Raw genomic sequence first — 18080 nt, 5'->3', positions numbered from 1 at the left:
AAAAGCCATTTTAGGCAATGATTCTAACTTATTTATTATCCAACATTCCGCGGCCAGTCTTCTTGATGTCACCTTTGGCAACGAGCTCTTTTGAAAGCCTATCTAAAACACCATTCACAAACTGCCCACTTTTAGGGGTGCTGTATGTTTTAGCTATTTCTATTATTTCATTGATTGTTACTTTGACAGGTATTCCAGGGAATTCCTTCATTTCAATCAATGCAATTTTTAAAAGAATCTTATCTGTTTCGGCTATTCTATCATACTCCCAGTTTTTAAGGCTAGGCAAAATAGTTCTCATTAACTCTTCTTCTTCTTTAACGCCGTTTTTAAACAAAACCATCAGGAAATCTTTTCTTTCCTGCCAAACTTCATCTGGTTTGGCTATTGTTAGTTTATTGTCTTCCGAGAAATTTTGAAAACTATGGGCTACCATAGCTCTTAGCGTTTCTTTGTCTTCAGACCAATAAAGGTGCTGTCCTTCAAAGAAATTAGCGGCAACCTCATTTTTCAAGAAAACGTTTTTAACTAAATACTTTAGCAGAGCTGTGTCTTCCTCTAAGGTATGATTTAGTTTTTCGCAGTATTCAAGATACTTTGGGTTTTTCTTTAAAACTTGGTTGTAAAGACTTTTTACAAAATCAACTTCTTCATCCCATCTAAAAGTCTGACGCAGGGTCATGTTCTCTAAATCAGGGTTAGTCGCAAATTCTTTTATTAACTTATTACTGCTTAATCTGCTTTTTCCTGGATGAACTATATCTCTGTCTGACATTTCTGCCAAGGCTAAATATAGGTTTAGCAGCATGTAATAAATCTCAAAAACTTTATCGGCCTCTTTCGCAGTGCGTAAAATAAGGCTGTCAAAATCTATTTTGTTTTTCTCAAGAAAGTAGCTGGTAGCTTTACTAACGGCTAGTTTTACTTCATTAGGTTGCTCAAAGTCTTCTTTGTCACCTTCAATAGAAAAATCATCTTCCAATTGCTGAATTCCTAACTTTGTTAAGCCCTGAAGTTTTACTCGGTCTTGAACTTCCATGGAGTTTAGGTCGGGAGCAAAGGCCTCATGAATCATGTCTTGGGCTAGTAAGAAATTAGCCTTTTTAGACTGCTCGTAGGCGTATAAAGATTGCATAGCCCTAATTCGGATAAGACGGCGGTTCAGCATATTTATTCAAAGAACTGTTAATGTGCCGCAAAGATAATTAAAAGGATTTGAAGATAAACGCCTATTTCAGCCTAATTTTGAAAGTATTCAATATAATTAATCTAAGAATTGACTTTAAGCTGTATGTGGCGTCTTTTTTTTGTCATTATACTTTTCTCTATTGGAGCAAAAGCTCAGATACTCAGTGCTGATGAGGCAAAAGAAGATATAGACGTGCTGTATAAGAGAATGCAGCAAATTCATCCCGGCCTATTTAGGTATCAATCTCCGGAGGCTTACGAAAAAAACTATTTGGAAATTAAGGCTTCTTTAACGGATTCTATTTCAGAGGTAGATTTGTTTCTTAAAATCTCTCCATTAATTTATCAAATTAAAGATTTGCATACAGGTTTTTTACATCCTAAAAAGTGGCGGAAAGAGCATCCTTATAAGCTTCCATTCATTATGGCAGAGGTGGAGGGCAAAAACTTGATACAGTATAATGCTTCTGCCGATACTACTTTGGTAAGAGGTTTAGAGCTTTTGGAAATTGATGGGAAGTCTATAGAAAGTGTTAAGGAATTTTTAAAAACTAATATAGGAACAGATAATGGGAATGAGAATGCCAAGCAACTTTATGCCACCAAAATGCTTTATGCTTACTATCCTAAGTTCTTTGATTTGAAAGACACTGTGAATTTGGTGCTAAGAAATATGGAAAAGGATTCCGTAATACAGTTTAAACTAGCCACCATTACCACAAAACAAATGGGTGCTATTTTAGCACATAGGTATCCTGAGAAAATCAGAAAAAACTTGTCTTATACCGTGATTGATTCCACATTGGCTTTGGCTAAAATAGATGTGACATCTTTTGTTTTTAAAGGCTCGCCTTTAGATTTGTTTCAAACTAAGTTTAAACGAAAATTTAGAAAGCAAATAAAGCAAGCCAAGAAAGATTCAATAGAGCATTTGGTTTTGGACCTTCGGTCAAATGGTGGTGGCTATATTCCTAACATATCTAAAGTAATGAAGTATGTGGCATCCGAGCCTTATAAGCTGATTGACACCATGGCTTTTAAAAGATCGGCCTATTTCAAAGTGTTTTCACCTTTAAAGGGAATCACGCCATTATTAGCCCCACTTTACTTTAATAAAAAAGATAGTATATATAGATATAGAGCTACAGGGAAACCCGCTAAAAAGAAACCTTCTAAGCTCGTTTATAAAGAAAAACTCTACGTCTTTATGGATGCGGCTTCATATTCGGCTACCACTTTTACCATTTCACTTTTAGATAATATGGACAGAGCTACTTTTATAGGAACTATCCCTGGAGGAGCGAATTGGGGAAGCCATGCTGGTAGCTGGTATATAGCCAAGCTACCGAATAGTAAAATCAGCGTGAGAATTCCGGAGTACAGAATAGTGCATGCAAGAAGCCAGAAGGCGGATGAATCCTTTTTTATTCAACCTGATATAAAAGTAGAGTATACTTTAGAAGATTTTGACAAAAATATAGACAGCTACGAAAGGATACTGATAGAGAAGTTAAAAGGCAACTAAGCCTTGTTTAATACTTCAAATGTATTTAGGTCGTTATTAAACGAAGTGAAAATAGCTGGATAGCCCACGTCTACTTTACAAATATCCTTTTCTAAGCCAATAGCCTTTGCTGGTCTTTCAGTAGCCATATCAATAGCTATTTCAAGCGGAATGTCAACTTGCTCCACGGCATTTTTAATGCATTCCCCTACAGAAACAGCAGAGCCTGCTAAGTTGCCATCGCTGTTGATATATTCACCATTAATGAGGGTGGCGTCAAACTCTTTCCATTGAAACTTTACTTTCTTTTGGCCTAAAAATAAAGCATCAGAAATAATGAAAAGCCTATCTGGTTTGGCATTGAAAGCCGCTTTGGCAGCGTCAAAATCACAATGTTTGCCGTCTAAAATAATGGGAGCCCAAACTTCTTTACGTGCTAAGGTGGCACCCACAAGACCTGGTTTTCTATGATGTAAACCAGACATGGCATTAAAGAGGTGTGTCACCAAGTTTATTCCTAAGTCAAAGGCATGGTTAGCTTCTACATTGGTGGCATCAGAATGCCCAGCCGAAATACAAATTTCAGCGGCTTGTATCATTTTTATCTGTTCGTCGGTAAACTGTTCAGGGGCAATGGTCATTAATTTGATAATTCCCTTGCCAGCCGCCAAGATGCCCGCAAGCTCTTCATTGCTCGGTTTTCTGACATATTTGGCCAAATGTGCTCCCCTTTTTACTGGATTTAAGAATGGCCCTTCTAGGTGTAAGCCCATCACCCCAGATTTTGGATTTAGCCTCATGTATTCCTTAATGGCGGCTAAGCCCTTCAAAATGTTTTCAGGAGAAGAGGTAATGACACAGGGCAAAACATAGAATGTGCCTGTTTTTACAGAGGCGGTGAAAATATCATCAATGGCTTCCATGCTTACTTGCTCAGTCAAATACAGCTTTTCGCCACCATTTATATGGGTGTCAAAGAATGGAGCAGCGATGTTCTGATATTTGGGAGTACCCTGAAAGTCTTCAATGGCCGTGATTTTACCATTTTCATAGGTAATGGTTTTATTATTGAAAACGGTACCTGCAGTAAAAAGTCTTTTGGTAGAAATGGCGGGCATTTGGGCTGATGTTTTTGTACCTTAAAGGTAATATTATCAAAATGTTTTTGGGCTGTTGAAATAATAATCTTAAAAATATTTGATTGATGCTGTGATTTTTTTGGACAGCCTACGACTAACTAATTGAATTCATAAAAAAACGGTTTGAATACAGAAAACGCATTTGTAGAAACTATTAAAGAAAATGAAGCCCTCATTTATAAGGTGACGGCTGTCTATGGAAATGATTCCGAAGACAGGAAGGATTTATACCAAGAAATAGTACTGCAGCTGTGGAAGGCTTTTGAGAAGTTTAAAAACCAGTCGCAAATTTCTACTTGGCTGTATCGTGTGGCACTAAATACCGCCATCAGCCGCCTAAGAAAGACTAAAAAAGAAGGGCAGATGGTGTCTTTTGACGCAGGACTGCATGTTTTGGAAGATTCTTATGACCCCGTTTTAGAGCAAAGAAGCAAAGACCTGTACCAACATATTAGTATGCTAAATGACATAGAAAAGGCGGTGATATTACTTTTTTTAGAAGATAAAAGCCATCAAGAGATTGCTCAGATTACCGGACTGACCGTAAGTAATGTAGGTACTAGAATGGGCAGGATAAAGGAAAAATTGAAGAAAGGTATTGCTAAAGTTTAGCGACAGCTTTACTATAAACATTACAGATATGGAATTAGAAGAAATGAAACAAACTTGGCAAGAGCTAAGTGGGGAGTTAGAAAAACAGAAAAAACTCACGAATGAAATTATTTTGAAAATGGCTCATGAAAAGAGTAAGAATAGCTTAGGCAAGATGGTTCTTTTTGAAACTATCGGTGGCTTAGGTATGTGTATGGCCTTGCTGGTAGGTTTATTATTAAATATGCTGAATGGAAGTTTCCAAACTACACCTCTGGCGGTTTGTGCTTTATTGAGCGGAGCATTATTTATTTTCTCTGGATATATATCATGGGATTTCATTGCTAAAATGAAGAAGATAAATCTTCTGGAAAACAGTATAGAAGAAAGCCAACAGAACTTTATAGCCCTAAAAAAGGCATCGGTCTTTTATAAAAAAGTGGGTGTTTGGAGTAGTTTACCTACTATGTTATTTTTTATTCCTGTGGTTTTGAAGGTATTTATTGGAAAAGATATTTTCACGGACTTTGCTGCTGCTAAAGAGGAGCTCTTCTCGGTAATTGGCCTTTCCATATTGATTGCTGTGCCTATGGTCTATTTTCTTTTTAGGTTTTATAGTAAAAATATGAAGGCTGCGGGTGAGGCAATAGAACAAATAGACGAACAATAATTATGCGAATAGAATCAACATCAGGTAAAGGAAGTTTTAAGCTTCTGGACGGAAATAAAGTTATTAGTGATGTAGTTTATGAAAATTGGTATTCTAGCAAGGCTTCGTCTAGGCTTAAAGGCAATCTTATTGAAATAAAGCCCGCTAATTTTTGGCGAACGAAAATCTTGATTTTTAGAAATAAGCGAGAGGTGGGAAGTATGGAGTTTAATTGGCGAGGGAGAATGCAAATAAAGATTAGAGACTCTGAAAAACGTCAAAGAGAGTTCTCTGTAAAGTACAATGGCGTTTTTAAAGGGAAATTTGATGTCTATGATGAAAAGCAAGAGGTGGTGCTGCGACTAATTCCCGCTTTTAATTGGAAGAGATTTAGTTACAACTACGACATAGAAACGATTAAACAAATAAACGATATGGAAGAGCTATGCATCCTAAGCGGATTTGCTTCGGGCTATCTGCTAGCAATGCTCTCCGCAGCATAATTTAAACTATAGAAAAAATGAAAGAATTAAGAAAAGCAATCCCAGTAATAGTAAGTGCTTTAATATGGGCTGGAGTAATGATGGCATGTTCAGCAATTTTAAAAGAATCAGGTTACTATAAAGGCATTAGTAATATTCTGATTTGTGGAGCGTTTGCTCATATTATGTTATTGTCAGGAAGTGCTGTGAGTAATATGAATAAAGATAAATGTAGTAGATAGCTAAATTAAGTGAAACAGGGGGGAACTACTATTTGTGGCTGACCCATAGGAGTTAGGTTGTAGATTTTAAATGTATTCAGTCTTCAGCATTTAAATAAAAAATCACTCCCCTTTTACATATTTTCGCCAATTATGCTGCTCTTTAAAGCCTAATACCTCACGAATTTTACGATTTGAGAATAGGGCTTCGTGCTCTTCTAAGTCTTCATTAATAGGCACGTTTGGAAAGAATTTTTCGGCTAATTCTTTAGTTGGTATAATGGCACCGTTATGGTCGTTTCCGGCATTGAAAACCTGATAGCCAAGCTTGTCTTTTTTCAAACATAAATCCACTATTTGACCTAAATCACGGGCATCAATATAGCAGAAGGCATTTCTTCGTCTGACTTCAGGGTTTTTGAAATAGTTAGGAAACAATTCAGCGTATTCATGAGGTTCAATAACATTTCCAATACGAAGAGCATAAATATCAAAACCTGACCTACGCTGGAAGCTTCGAGCCGTTTTTTCATTCAGCACTTTGGATAAACCGTAGCTATCCATTGGGTCTACATCGTAATCTTCTCGTAGTGGTAAAACTTTTGGGTCGGTTTCTCCATCTGAAAAACAGATACCATATGTGGTTTCAGACGAAGCAATGATAATTTTTTTAATACCTAATTTCACAGCTGCTTCAATGACATTATATGTCCCTATAGTATTGACCCTAAAAGTTTCATTATCAGGATTTATGAGAATTCGAGGTACCGCAGCAAAATGCACCACAGCGTCAAACTTTGGTACGCCAGTACCAGCTTCTAATTCACCCAAGTTGGCATAAGAACTCATAGCATTAAACATTTGTCCAGAGTCGGTAATATCGGCAATAAGGTTATCTACGCCTGGGTAGTCCAAGGGCTTCAAATCTACATTCAAAACGCTGTGCCCTTGCTCTAGCAAATAAGGTATCACGTGTTTTCCTGCCTTTCCTGAGCCGCCTGTAAAAAATATTCTCATGTGTATTAATGCTTTTTGGGGTTTACTCTTTTACAAAGCTATGTTAGTTTCGAAACAAAGCAAAGAAGGGAAATTAAGAAACTTGATATCTTCTTTAGGTATTAAAATATCGAGGGTCGAAAGGGTAGGGTTCTGTTTTAATGATTCTAATTTTTGAAAAATCTTGGTGACGTGAGTTTAGGATATAATTATATTCTCCCTTAACCACAACACTTGGAACTTTGAGAATTACGTGTGTATTTGATTTAACAAAATCATCACCAAATTTTTGACTATCCGGCTTAGAAGGTAAGGCATTCCATCCTTCAGGTAAATCTTTAAAAGCAATTTCTAGAATTTTTAATTCATCTGGGATTTCTATTTCTACCATGAAATAATCTCTCGGTAAAATGCCCAAAGCAATATGAACCGCGACTTCACTATTTGCTAATGCTCGTGATTGTGCAGTATAAATAACTTCTGAGCCTTTTGAATTCCACCTTTGGCCGCTTAAAGAGGCTCCATAGCCGGATAATTCATCTTTATATTTTTTACGACTTAATCTGTAGACTATCATCAGACAAAAACGCCATATTCAATTCGGTTTAGTTCAGCCATTACGATATCCTTACCGTATGAAGTGTCCAATAAATCTATTGGTTTATTTTTTCCTAAAGCTAATGAAGGTGTGTTAAGCCAGATGGTGAAATCTTCTGGCGAATCAAAAACCTTGTTACCTAAATCAACTACTTCAGCTAGTTCGAATATTTTTTCACTTTGAATTTGCTTAAATACATGCCCTTCTTCTTTGCGGTATCTTTGAAGTGTACGAATATTGATGTCCAAAAATGCCGACCATTGAATGTCGTTAAATGGTGAATTAGATTTTATTTCGGAAAAAAGTACGGTTGGTACACCTCTTTTAACAGCCTTAGCTACCAATAGTTTATCGCTTAGAAACCTAGAATAAGTAACCTCTGTGGCTTTTATACCCTTTCCTCTTTCAAAGTGTTTGATGAATGTTTTTAATTCATTGCTATCACGTTTTAATAATGTTTTTTCCATTTGACTTAAGTTTCAATACTTAAATAACGACAATTATACTTATATAAACGACAAAAATTCGTTAAAGTTTCTTGTTTAGTATTTAACTAATAGTTTCAAAGTGCTAAACTCTTAAAAAACGAAATCAAACCTATTACTTCTCCTCCTTAGGGTCTGTATTTCTAAAATGCAGCGTCTCAAAACTAAGGCTAGCTTCTATAATAGCCTTCTCTAATTCTACAATACCTGCCAAGGATTCGTAATCAACTTTTTCTATGTCGTCGGTGGGTTTATGATAATCTGGGTGGCCGCCTGTATGGAAAAACATAACGGGGATGTCTTTTTCGTAAAATGAGGTTTGGTCAGAGCCGCCACGTCCTTCATAGCCGGTGTAAAACTTAATGTGCTTTTCTCTGTCAATTTGCTCCATCATAGTTTCAAATTCTGGGCTACTTCCGTAACCAATTATGGAAACGCCTCTCTCTGCATTAAAACGGCCTATCATGTCCATATTTAGCATGAAATGAATACTCTTCAAATCTACGGTTGGATTTTTGACAAAGTAGCGAGAACCCACTAAGCCCAGCTCTTCTGCACCGAAGGATATGAAGAGGAAATTGACGGGTTCTATATCATTGTTCTGACTGAAATATCTTGCTAGTTCTAATAAACCCGCCACGCCAGAAGCGTTATCGTCGGCACCATTGTGGATTTTTCCATAGGCAGTACTATCCTTTAAACTTCCCTGTTTGCCCTCGCCTATATGATCATAGTGAGCACCAATCACCACTGTTTTTGCTGCACCATTATCTAAGAATCCAATCACGTTTTTAGTTCTACGAATACTGTCTGGTACTACTACACGTCTTACTTTAGCCTCAAAATCTTGATAATATCCTCGCGTACCTTTTGGGGCTAAGCCATATTCTTTGAAAGCCTTTTTGATATATTTGGCTGCTTTATTCGCCTCTCTACTTCCTGTACCACGACCTTTCATACTGTCTTTTGCCAGAAAATGAACATGCTCTTTATACTGTTGTCCAAAAACATTTGCTGATAAGCATATCAGACAAAAGGCGATAAGTTTGGTTTTCATATTGTAGAATAAATGTGTTTTTGCAAAAGAAATAAAAATGGAGCGTAGGCAGAAATCAGTTAGCATTATTCCTTCAATAAATCAGTTTTACAAAGACAGTGAAATTCAGAGTCCTTGAAGTTGGTTTAGATAAGAAAAGCGATACAAAAAAATCCTAGTCTAAGAGGCTAGGATTTTTCATGTTTTGATAAAGTACTACTTATTTTTTTTTACCGCCACCACCACCCAAATAAGGGTATTGGTCAAATCCTTCATAATTAGGGTTTGTAGCCCTTGGGTCGTTTAAGGCCGTTAGTTTGGTTTGAAGTTTAGAACGTAAACTTTCCAGTGTTTTTTTATAAGCCTTGTCATAAGCAATGTTGTTAACCTGGTCGGGGTCATTTTTTAAGTCATACAACTCTTCTGCAGGTCTTTTTCCAAAACACAGCTCATATGAAAGCTGGTGCTCTTGGTCTAAATCTTTATTTGCCACTATGTAATCTTTGGTAGGCCCGCCGTCACAGTCTGCATACCATTGATTTGGCAAATTGGTTGCTCCAGATTTTCCGGTACCCGCAGGCCATAAATCGGGCTTATAATTACGGATATAAAGAAAATCGTTATTCCTATATCCTCGCGAAGGATAGCCTCCCATATTTGGTTTCTCTTGAGCAGGCACATGTCTTTCTCTACCAAAAACGATGTCGGAACGTTCTGTTATTCCAGCGTTTTCGGATTTGAGAATATTGACAAAGCTCTTGCCGGTCATATCTTCTGGTATTTCAAGCCCAGCGGCTTCTAAAAGCGTAGGAGCAATGTCAGCAAACGACACATAGTCGTCTACAGTTCTGCCAGCTTTAATCTGGTCTCCCCATCGGACTGCAAATGGCACTCTTACACCCGAATCGTAGAGGTTTCCTTTGCCACGCGGAAAAGGCATACCATGGTCGCCAGTCATAATAATGATGGTGTTTTCTAGTAAATTATTTTCTTCTAATTGCTTAATTACAGAACCAACCAAGCTATCCCATCGCTGTACTTCGTAATAGTAATCTGCTACATCCTTACGTATGATATCAGATTCTGGATAGTGTCTGTAAAGATGAACTTTTGAAATATCTATACCACTTTTTTCACCTGAGCCTTTTACATAATCTCTGTGTGGGTCTTGGGTACCCAGCCAGAAAAAGAAAGGAGAATCATTGTTTTTTTCGGCCAAGAATTCTTCAAAAGTATTGTACCCTTTATTAGAGGGGTGTGAACCATGGCTGGCTATCCAATTGTCCAAATTTCCAGGACCCCATGTTTTTGCTTTGTTTCTTCCTGTAACATAGCCTTGGTTTGCCAAAAGGTGAATAAAGCTCTGATGTTTTTCAGGAAGAGTGCTCCATAAATTTGCCCCTGAACCTAATTCCCAATGATATTTACCTGTGATAAAGGCATTTCTGCTAGGTGTGCAGGAAGGGCTTGAAACAAAAGCATGGTTAAATAAGACACCTTCATTGGCAAGTCTATCAAAATTTGGAGTTTTAACACCTTGGTCGCCATAGGCTCCTGCATGTGGGTAACCCCAGTCGTCGGCTAAGCAAAAAACGATGTTTGGTGGTTTAACCTGTGCATTTGCAAGTCCAAAAGAAAAGAGAAGAAATAGTAAATGTAGTTTCATGTTATAATTTTAATAGGGTTTGACAATTTAATATAATATGGTCATGATTACGGAGAAAGTTTATTTTAGTTGAACCGAGTCTAGTTTCAACAAAAGCTTACTCTATTTAAACTTCAATATAGTCCCCAAAAAGGGTCACAAAAGAACCTTAAAAAGGACCACATTAAATCAGTGTCGACCAAGGGCTGAACTATGGAGATAAAAGCCCGAATCTCCACTTAAACCTTTCTGCACATTCCAAGTCAAAGAGGCTTATTATAAAAAAATGAATAGACTAATTACTACTTTATTACTCACGGTTCTTACATCCTACGCTTTTGCTCAGGATACTTTTATGGTTTCTGGCAGCGTAACAGACGCTAACAATGAAGGGGTGGTGGCAGCCACTGTGATTTTAACTTCACCCAGAGACTCCAGCTTCCAAATGGCTGCATTTAGCAATGAAAAAGGCGAATTTGAAATTATTGATGTACCTAAGGGTTTTTATCGATTGACTATTTCCTCGGTTGGTTTTGTTTCAAAAATAGAAAGAGTACCCCTGATGAATGCTGATAAAGTTTTTGGCAATATAGTCATGGAAGAGGACTCAAAACTACTTGGAGAAGTACAGGTGAAAGCCAAACAAGTTAGGGTAGAAATGAAAGGCGATACCTTACAGTTTAATGCCGATGCTTACAAAGTAAACCCGGATGCCACGGCAGACGATTTAGTGAAAAAAATGCCTGGCATACAATACCAAGATGGTAAACTACAAGCTCAAGGGGAAGATGTAAAACGTGTTACGGTGGATGGTAGAGAGTTTTTCGGGAATGATGCTAGTGCCGCTTTGAAAAATTTACCAGCAGAAATTATTGACAAAATAGAAGTTTTTGACCGACTGAGCGACCAATCTCAATTTTCAGGTGTTGATGATGGCAATACTGAGAAATCGATAAACATTGTTACAAAAAGTGGAAAAAGTAACGGACAGTTTGGAAAAGTGTACGCTGGTTACGGTACCGACGATAGATATAATTTGGGTGGAAATGTCAATTATTTCAATGAAGATTTGAGGATTTCCATTATCGGGCTTTCTAATAACATAAATCAAACTAACTTTTCTTCTGATGACCTACTGGGTGTTTTGGGGAGTAGTGGGTCTGGTAGAAGGGGTAGAGGAGGACGTGGAGGTGGCTCCGTTGGAGCTAATTCAAACGACTTTCTGGTGAATGGCCAGAGTGGTATTACTAACACAAATGCTTTAGGCTTTAACCTGACAGACAATTGGGGTGAAAAAGTGAAGTTAAATATGAGTTATTTCTTTAATCAGACTGATAATAATTCCATTGACACTTTACAGCAAACCACATTTTTGGGAGAAAACGTGACACAAGATTACCGTGAATATCATGCTGGAAATAAACAAAACCTAAATCACAGGGTTAATGTGAGAATGCAGTACGACATCAACAAAAAGAACTCTTTAATTTTTACGCCTTCATTGAGCTTTCAAAATGCAGATATAACAGACTACGTGGACGGTAAAACCGACCTAGTAAACGAAATATTAAATCATACGATAACATCTACAAACAGCAATAATGATGGTTATAACGTAAAATTCAATTTGCTTTATCGTCATAGATTTGAAAAGCGAGGACAAACATTTTCTATTGGTGTAGGGAATAATAGGTCCAGCCAAGACTATCAATCTGAATTACTGTCAGAAGACCAGTTAAATACCAATGCTCTGGATTTAAACCAGGTGGCTTCTAAAGAGGTCTTAAATAATTCTTATGATATCAGAGCTGACTACTCTCAGCCACTTAGCGAAAGAAGTAGTTTACGTTTTTCTTATAAAACAGACTGGGCAGATAACGAGTCAGACCAATCTACTTTTGACTTTAATCCAGAGACTGGGGGATTTAATAGTTTGAATGAAAACTTGAGCAATAGCTTTTTAAACCAGTACAATACGCAAACCATGAGTGCAGGTTATAGGTACAATAAAGGACGAGAGTTTATGTTTTTTGCCAATTTAAATTATCAAATAGCCGAACTTGATGGCGAGCAGCTGTTTCCTCAAACCTTAAATACCAGCAGAAGTTTCAAAAATATATTACCCTTTGCTATGCTGAGGTATTCTATAAGCAAAGAAAAGAATCTTAGGCTTTATTACAGAACCTCTACCAATGCACCCAGCATTACGCAGCTACAAAACGTGGTTGACAACAGTAATCCATTGCAGCTGTCGGCTGGTAACCCTAACTTAGACCAAGAGAGTAGTCACAGCTTAACTTTCCGATATAACAGTGCCAATTTGGAGAAAGGAAGCACTTTTTACGCTTATTTGGTAGGTAGCTATACGCTGGATAATATTTCTAATATTAGTACCATTGCCACTAGAGACACTGTTTATAATGGTATTCCGCTGCTTAGAGGTGCCTCACTAAGTTTGCCACAGAACTATGGAAATAGCCAGTCTTACCGCTCTTTTATGACCTATGGTTTTCCGCTTGCAAGTTTGAAATCAAACCTCAATCTTAACTTTGGCGTAAGCCATTCTATTACGCCGGGTTTGGTGAATGATTTAGAAAACGTGGCCAGGAATACAGGCATGACTTTAGGTGCGGTGTTGGGTAGCAATATATCAGAACAGGTAGATTTTACGCTGTCTTATAATGGCGGTTACAACATTATTGGGAATACGCTACAGCAAGACCTCAATAGCAACTATTACACCCAAAACATTGGTTTAGCTCTTAATTTATTAAGCAAAAGCGGTTTCTTATTTAACGTAAAAGGCACCAATACCTATTTAGCAGGCATAGAAGGTTTTGAGCAAAACTTCACTTTACTGTCTGCCAAAGCGGCTTATAAGTTTATGAAAAAAGACCAAGCCGAACTTAGCTTGTCGGCCTTTGATGTGCTTGGGCAAAACAACAGCATCTCCAGAGAAATTACCGCTGCTTATGTGGCAGATAACAAATCCTTGGTTTTAAACCGTTTTTACATGCTAAACTTCACCTATACCATCAGAAACTTTAGACCAGCGAAGGTTAGGAGATAGGTTACAAAGGGTAGTTTTCAAAGTCTATTGGAATCTACCCTTGTTTTGTTCAAGCTATGATAGCACCAATTGTTTATTGTATTTGTTTCGGTATTGGATTGGTGTTAAGCCCGTGATTTTTTTAAACACCTCACGAAATGCTTTTGTGTCTGTATAGCCTACATCATACATTACTTCCGAAATATTTTTACGACTCGTTTCAAAGCTTCTTTTTGCGGCTTCTACTTTGATGCGTTGAATATATTCTATGATAGTATTGTTAGTTACTTTCTTAAATCTTCTTTCAAAACTCCTTCTACCAATCCCAAATTTGTTTGCCAATTCATCAATCGTAATTTTATCTTGAAAGTTTAATTCAATGTATTCTTGAGCTTCTTTTATTTCCAAATCCTTATGTTCTTTCTGTCCTCTGAACATGGCAAATGCTGCTTGGCTGTCTCTGTCAATATCAATAGCAAAATATTTTGAAGCTAGAATTGCCGTTTCACGATCAGTATATTTCTCAACCAAATACAAAAGCAAATTCCAATAAGAGTTAGCACCACCGCTAGAGTAAATGCCATTCTCTTCTGTCACTATGCCGCCTTCCACCACTTCAACTTCAGGAAACATTTCTCTAAACTCCTCTTGAAAACCCCAATGTGTGGAGCATTTTTTGCCATTTAACAAACCCGTTGACGCCAACAGAAATGCACCAACACAAAGCGAAGCCACTTCCGCACCTTTCCCATATTGATTTACAATCCACGGTACTAGATTTTGGTTTTTTGCAATAGCTGTTGACATATCCCCAAACAAAGCAGGAATAAAAATCAAATCTGTTTTGCTAACGTCTTTCAGCTGTTTATCAGCATGAACAGAAAATATTCCGTCATTTAGTTTTACTTCCTTTTCCACCCCAACCAATTGCACATTGAATAGAGGTTTTTTGCCAGATACGGCCAAAAACTGATTCACTGCAGTAAATAAATACTGAGGGTCTGCAATGGCTTGCATTACAGATGATTCGGGTACAAGAATGGATACGTTTTTCATAGAACAAACATATAAAATAAGCTTGTCGTAATCAACCCCCTAAGTTGTCGTTATCACTATTCTTAAATCTCATTTTAGTACCTCATATTTGTATCGTTGAAAACAAAATATAAGATGAAAAACAAAATAACGGTAACAGCAACTATAAATGCCACGGCAAAAAAAGTGTGGGATTATTACACCATTCCTGCACATATAACCCAATGGAATTTTGCAGATGCAAATTGGCATTGTCCCTCGGCAACTAATGACATGAAAGTAGGGGGAACGTATCTCGCCAGAATGGAGGCTAAAGATGGAAGCTCGGGATTTGATTTTAAGGCCATCTATGATGAAATAAAAATGGGAGAAAGTTTTTCTTACTCTTTCTCGGATAGGACGGTTGCTGTTGAAATCAAAGGTTTAGGCAAACAAACGGAAATAACTGTTGCTTTTGACGCCGAAAATGAAAACCCAGTTGAGATGCAAAGGCAGGGCTGGCAAGCTATTTTAAACAATTTTAAAGCGTATACAGAGACCCATTGAAATTTAAACAGTAAGATAATGAAAAATCAAATTTATACATGCTTGTGGTTTGATGGACAAGCGAAAACGGCGGCAGAGTTTTACTGCTCTATTTTTAAAAATTCTTCTATAAAAGTTTGCACACCAATGGTAGTAAATTTTGAACTCAACGGAGTGAAATTTATGGGATTGAATGGCGGACCTCAATATAAATTTTCACCAGCAACATCATTTGTAGTGGATTGTGAGACGCAAGAGGAAATTGATTTTTATTGGGAGAAGTTAGGAGAAGGCGGCGTATACAATCAATGCGGTTGGTTAGATGATAAATTTGGAGTTTCATGGCAAATTGTCCCAACAATTTTGGGAACTTTAATGAGCGACCCAGCTAAATCGGAAAAAGTAATGCAGGCATTCATGCAGATGAAAAAGTTTGATATTTCGAAATTAATGAACGCTTAAAGAAGGAACTCATGAACAAGCAACTTCCAATCAGATTTATAGTAGAACTTCAAAAAAGCACTGCAAAGGGCGGTTGGACGTACGGCATTTGGGAAGATTCGGTAGCATTTTTTGGAACAAAGGGATTAGTCAAAGTAAAAGGAACAGTAGATGGACAACCATTTCAAACTTCTTTTATGGCATTGGGGGATGGCACTCACAAGCTACCCGTTAAATCTGAATTGCTAAAAAAAGGAAAGAAAGCCGGAGATAAGGTTACCATTTGCATTTATGAAAGGTTGAATTAATTACAAGTACTCGGAATGAAACAAATCAATGCTTACTTAACATTTAACGGCAGCTGCCGAGAAGCAATGACTTTTTATAAGGAATGTCTAGGCGGTGAACTCACGTTTCAGACTATTGGCGAATCTCCTATGTCGGAGAAAATGCCAGCTAAAATGAAAGAGAGTATTTTACATGCCACTCTAACAAAGGGCCAAGTAGTTATCATGGCGACAGACTGCGTGAGACCAGAGGGCCTTATAAAGGGAAATGCCGTTTCTTTAAGTCTAAATTGCAGCAGTGATGAGGAAATCAAATCTTGTTACGAAAAACTTTCGGCAGGTGGCCATGCGAACCATCCTTTGGAAGACACTTTTTGGGGAGCAGTATTTGGCGATCTAACAGATAAATTTGGGAATAACTGGTTACTTAATTATTCAAAACAAACACTATAATGCAAAAGCAAATTTTTATCAACTTAGCAGTCAGCGACCTTTCAAAGTCAATGGAGTTTTACACTGCACTAGGCTTCTCTAATAATCCACAATTTTCTGATGAAACAGCAAAATGTATGGTTTGGAGTGAAAGCATTTTTGTAATGCTTTTGACACATGAAAAGTTTTCTTCATTCACAAACAAACCCATCGCTGACACTAAAACCAATGTAGCCGGCCTATTTTCACTATCGTTAGGTAGTGTAGATGAAGTGAACAAAATGATGAATGATGGTTTGAAAGCAGGAGGAATAGAGCCAACCGAAATGAGAGATTACGGATTTATGAAGCAGCGAACCATAGAGGATTTTGATGGACATACTTGGGAGGTTTTCTATATGGATGTGTCAAAATTTCCGCAACAATAATGGCAAGCTTAAGAGTATGTGAAAACGGTCATGACTATTACAAAAGTAGTGACTGCCCCGTATGCCCAATATGTGAACAACAGAGAAAACCTGCTAAAGGTTTTCTGAGTTTGCTTGCCGCACCTGCAAGAAGAGCTTTGGAAAACGAAGGAATAACTACATTAGAGCATTTGTCAGAATTTACAAAAATGGAGATTTTAGCTTTACATGGAATGGGTAAATCTTCGCTGCCGAAATTGGAAACAGCTTTAATAAGTAAAGGATTATGTTTTAAAGCATAACTATTAAAAAATACTAAAATGAAAAAACAGAAAATTATCTTTTGGGTAACTACAGGTCTAATCTTTCTTATGGAAGGAATTCTGCCAGCACTTACTTCGCAAACAGAAATGGCCAAAGAAGGAATAAGTCATTTAGGCTATCCCGAATATTTTGGCACCGCCTTAGTGGTTTTCAAAGTATTGGGAGCTTTATCATTAATTATTCCGCAAGTGCCAAAACGCATAAAAGAATGGGCATATGCTGGTTTTGCCTTCGACTTTATCTTTGCCAGTATCAGCCATTTTGCCGTAGATGGTATGGATTTTCAATCCTTCTTTCCTTTAATCTTTTTGGGTATTTTGACTGCTTCTTACCTGTCGTATCATAAAATCAATTCAACTAATTAAACCTTTTAAAAAAACAAGAAAAGGGCAGTTATCAACCCTCACACTAATTTCAATCTAAATTTAAATATCATGTCATTTCAAGCATACATTGACAACATAAAAGCCAAAACAGGAAAAAGTCCTGCTGATTTTAAAAAGCTGGCTGAGCAAAAAGGATTTCTTAAAAATGGAGAATTGGCAGTTAAAGCCACTGAAATAACGAATTGGCTCAAAGAGGAATTTGGAGTAGGGCATGGTCATGCCATGGCTATTTATGCAACATTTAAAGGGAAAAAGGAATAGGTTTTGGTACTGAGATGGTGGAGGTTTTTAAAACAAATGTGCAGCGAAAAGGAGACGTAAAGACTTTACTTCTGATACTTAATGAGTATTTTCCTAGGTATAAAATTAATTTTGATTTGGAGGATTGTGATAAAATTTTGAGAGTAGAGGGAAACAATATTTCAACAGAAGCCATAGTAACTATTCTAACTTCTAACAGCTATCAATGCGTTGTTTTGGATTAATTCTTTAGCCAAAGTTTACATTATGAGGTGGGTGTACTTTTCCTTAGACAGAGTCTTCGCTAAGGACTCTGCCTGTGATGATTTTACTTTAAATTTAGAAGTATTTAATAAGCTATTTGATGCTGAAACTAATAGGAAGGAAGAGCGTTTACTTCAGAAGTGCAGAGTCCCTGCG

General features: G+C 37.2%; 22 protein-coding genes. 14 read left to right on the top strand and 8 right to left on the bottom strand.

The window, feature by feature from the left end:
- Window positions 1-28 precede the first annotated feature (28 nt).
- The gene (gene nusB, locus AADJ06_RS05955; RefSeq protein ID WP_341225493.1) at window positions 29-1135 is read right to left on the bottom strand and encodes a transcription antitermination factor NusB; all 1107 of its coding nucleotides are present in this window, start codon (window positions 1133-1135) and stop codon (window positions 29-31) included.
- A 156-nt stretch (window positions 1136-1291) separates the two neighbouring features.
- On the opposite strand from nusB, the gene AADJ06_RS05950 reads away from it, so the two are divergent.
- Window positions 1292-2713, top strand: coding sequence for a S41 family peptidase (locus AADJ06_RS05950; RefSeq protein WP_341225492.1), 1422 nt, complete (start codon window positions 1292-1294; stop codon window positions 2711-2713).
- Here AADJ06_RS05950 and nagA read toward each other — a convergent pair.
- Window positions 2710-3810: an N-acetylglucosamine-6-phosphate deacetylase gene (gene nagA / locus AADJ06_RS05945; protein ID WP_341225491.1), complete on the bottom strand. Its 1101-nt coding sequence runs from the start codon at window positions 3808-3810 to the stop codon at window positions 2710-2712. The genes AADJ06_RS05950 and nagA overlap by 4 nt on opposite strands.
- A 144-nt stretch (window positions 3811-3954) precedes the next feature.
- Here nagA and AADJ06_RS05940 point away from each other — a divergent pair, with 144 nt between their 5' ends.
- From AADJ06_RS05940 to AADJ06_RS05925, 4 genes are read left to right on the top strand one after another with little or no spacing between them, the layout of a single operon-like run.
- Window positions 3955-4443 carry a sigma-70 family RNA polymerase sigma factor gene (locus AADJ06_RS05940; protein ID WP_341225490.1) on the top strand — a complete coding sequence of 163 codons (489 nt, stop codon included), beginning with the start codon at window positions 3955-3957 and terminating at the stop codon, window positions 4441-4443.
- Between the two features lie 28 nt (window positions 4444-4471).
- On the top strand, window positions 4472-5092 hold the full coding sequence (locus AADJ06_RS05935; RefSeq protein WP_341225489.1) for a hypothetical protein: 621 nt from the start codon (window positions 4472-4474) through the stop codon (window positions 5090-5092).
- 2 nt (window positions 5093-5094) lie between these two features.
- Complete coding sequence (locus AADJ06_RS05930; RefSeq protein WP_341225488.1) at window positions 5095-5574, top strand: hypothetical protein; 480 nt, start codon at window positions 5095-5097, stop codon at window positions 5572-5574.
- Window positions 5575-5591: 17 nt separating this feature from the next.
- Window positions 5592-5795 carry a hypothetical protein gene (locus AADJ06_RS05925; RefSeq protein WP_341225487.1) on the top strand — a complete coding sequence of 68 codons (204 nt, stop codon included), beginning with the start codon at window positions 5592-5594 and terminating at the stop codon, window positions 5793-5795.
- 102 nt (window positions 5796-5897) lie between these two features.
- Here AADJ06_RS05925 and AADJ06_RS05920 read toward each other — a convergent pair whose 3' ends face one another.
- From AADJ06_RS05920 to AADJ06_RS05900, 5 genes are all read right to left on the bottom strand, one after another.
- On the bottom strand, window positions 5898-6791 hold the full coding sequence (locus tag AADJ06_RS05920) for an NAD(P)-dependent oxidoreductase (protein WP_341225486.1): 894 nt from the start codon (window positions 6789-6791) through the stop codon (window positions 5898-5900).
- Between the two features lie 94 nt (window positions 6792-6885).
- Window positions 6886-7347 (bottom strand): RES family NAD+ phosphorylase, encoded by a 462-nt coding sequence (locus tag AADJ06_RS05915; protein ID WP_341225485.1) that lies wholly within the window; start codon window positions 7345-7347, stop codon window positions 6886-6888.
- Complete coding sequence (locus AADJ06_RS05910; RefSeq protein ID WP_341225484.1) at window positions 7347-7835, bottom strand: antitoxin Xre/MbcA/ParS toxin-binding domain-containing protein; 489 nt, start codon at window positions 7833-7835, stop codon at window positions 7347-7349. Before AADJ06_RS05910 ends, AADJ06_RS05915 begins: the two co-directional genes overlap by 1 nt.
- Before the next feature lie 133 nt (window positions 7836-7968).
- Window positions 7969-8910: a M20/M25/M40 family metallo-hydrolase gene (locus AADJ06_RS05905; RefSeq protein ID WP_341225483.1), complete on the bottom strand. Its 942-nt coding sequence runs from the start codon at window positions 8908-8910 to the stop codon at window positions 7969-7971.
- A gap of 199 nt (window positions 8911-9109) precedes the next feature.
- Window positions 9110-10555: a sulfatase gene (locus tag AADJ06_RS05900; RefSeq protein ID WP_341225482.1), complete on the bottom strand. Its 1446-nt coding sequence runs from the start codon at window positions 10553-10555 to the stop codon at window positions 9110-9112.
- Between the two features lie 265 nt (window positions 10556-10820).
- Between AADJ06_RS05900 and AADJ06_RS05895 the strand changes: the two genes are divergently transcribed.
- The gene (locus AADJ06_RS05895) at window positions 10821-13604 is read left to right on the top strand and encodes an outer membrane beta-barrel protein (protein ID WP_341225481.1); all 2784 of its coding nucleotides are present in this window, start codon (window positions 10821-10823) and stop codon (window positions 13602-13604) included.
- Between the two features lie 54 nt (window positions 13605-13658).
- Here the strand turns inward: AADJ06_RS05895 and AADJ06_RS05890 are convergent, their stop codons facing one another.
- A complete protein-coding gene (locus tag AADJ06_RS05890) occupies window positions 13659-14639 on the bottom strand; it encodes a helix-turn-helix domain-containing protein (protein ID WP_341225480.1) in 981 nt (326 codons plus the stop codon).
- Window positions 14640-14753: 114 nt separating this feature from the next.
- On the opposite strand from AADJ06_RS05890, the gene AADJ06_RS05885 reads away from it, so the two are divergent.
- The 8 genes from AADJ06_RS05885 to AADJ06_RS05850 all read left to right on the top strand — a co-directional run bounded on the left by AADJ06_RS05885 (window position 14754) and on the right by AADJ06_RS05850 (window position 17681).
- Window positions 14754-15164 carry an SRPBCC domain-containing protein gene (locus AADJ06_RS05885; protein WP_341225479.1) on the top strand — a complete coding sequence of 137 codons (411 nt, stop codon included), beginning with the start codon at window positions 14754-14756 and terminating at the stop codon, window positions 15162-15164.
- An 18-nt stretch (window positions 15165-15182) separates the two neighbouring features.
- A complete protein-coding gene (locus tag AADJ06_RS05880) occupies window positions 15183-15605 on the top strand; it encodes a VOC family protein (RefSeq protein WP_341225478.1) in 423 nt (140 codons plus the stop codon).
- 11 nt (window positions 15606-15616) lie between these two features.
- Window positions 15617-15892 (top strand): DUF1905 domain-containing protein, encoded by a 276-nt coding sequence (locus AADJ06_RS05875; protein WP_341225477.1) that lies wholly within the window; start codon window positions 15617-15619, stop codon window positions 15890-15892.
- A 15-nt stretch (window positions 15893-15907) separates the two neighbouring features.
- Complete coding sequence (locus tag AADJ06_RS05870; RefSeq protein ID WP_341225476.1) at window positions 15908-16324, top strand: VOC family protein; 417 nt, start codon at window positions 15908-15910, stop codon at window positions 16322-16324.
- On the top strand, window positions 16324-16731 hold the full coding sequence (locus tag AADJ06_RS05865) for a VOC family protein (RefSeq protein WP_341225475.1): 408 nt from the start codon (window positions 16324-16326) through the stop codon (window positions 16729-16731). The genes AADJ06_RS05870 and AADJ06_RS05865 overlap by 1 nt, the downstream gene beginning before the upstream one ends.
- Window positions 16731-17012, top strand: a complete 282-nt coding sequence (locus tag AADJ06_RS05860) for an RNA polymerase alpha subunit C-terminal domain-containing protein (RefSeq protein ID WP_341225474.1) — start codon at window positions 16731-16733, stop codon at window positions 17010-17012. The genes AADJ06_RS05865 and AADJ06_RS05860 overlap by 1 nt, the downstream gene beginning before the upstream one ends.
- 18 nt (window positions 17013-17030) lie before the next feature.
- Window positions 17031-17399: a DoxX family protein gene (locus AADJ06_RS05855; protein ID WP_341225473.1), complete on the top strand. Its 369-nt coding sequence runs from the start codon at window positions 17031-17033 to the stop codon at window positions 17397-17399.
- A 69-nt stretch (window positions 17400-17468) separates the two neighbouring features.
- A complete protein-coding gene (locus tag AADJ06_RS05850; protein WP_341225472.1) occupies window positions 17469-17681 on the top strand; it encodes a DUF4287 domain-containing protein in 213 nt (70 codons plus the stop codon).
- Window positions 17682-18080 lie beyond the last annotated feature (399 nt).

This window comes from uncultured Arcticibacterium sp. (assembly GCF_964021845.1).
In the GTDB taxonomy this organism is placed as follows: Bacteria; Bacteroidota; Bacteroidia; order Cytophagales; family Spirosomataceae; genus Arcticibacterium.
The sequence above is the reverse complement of the archived record's forward strand: the minus strand, read 5'-3'. Positions and strand labels throughout refer to the sequence as shown.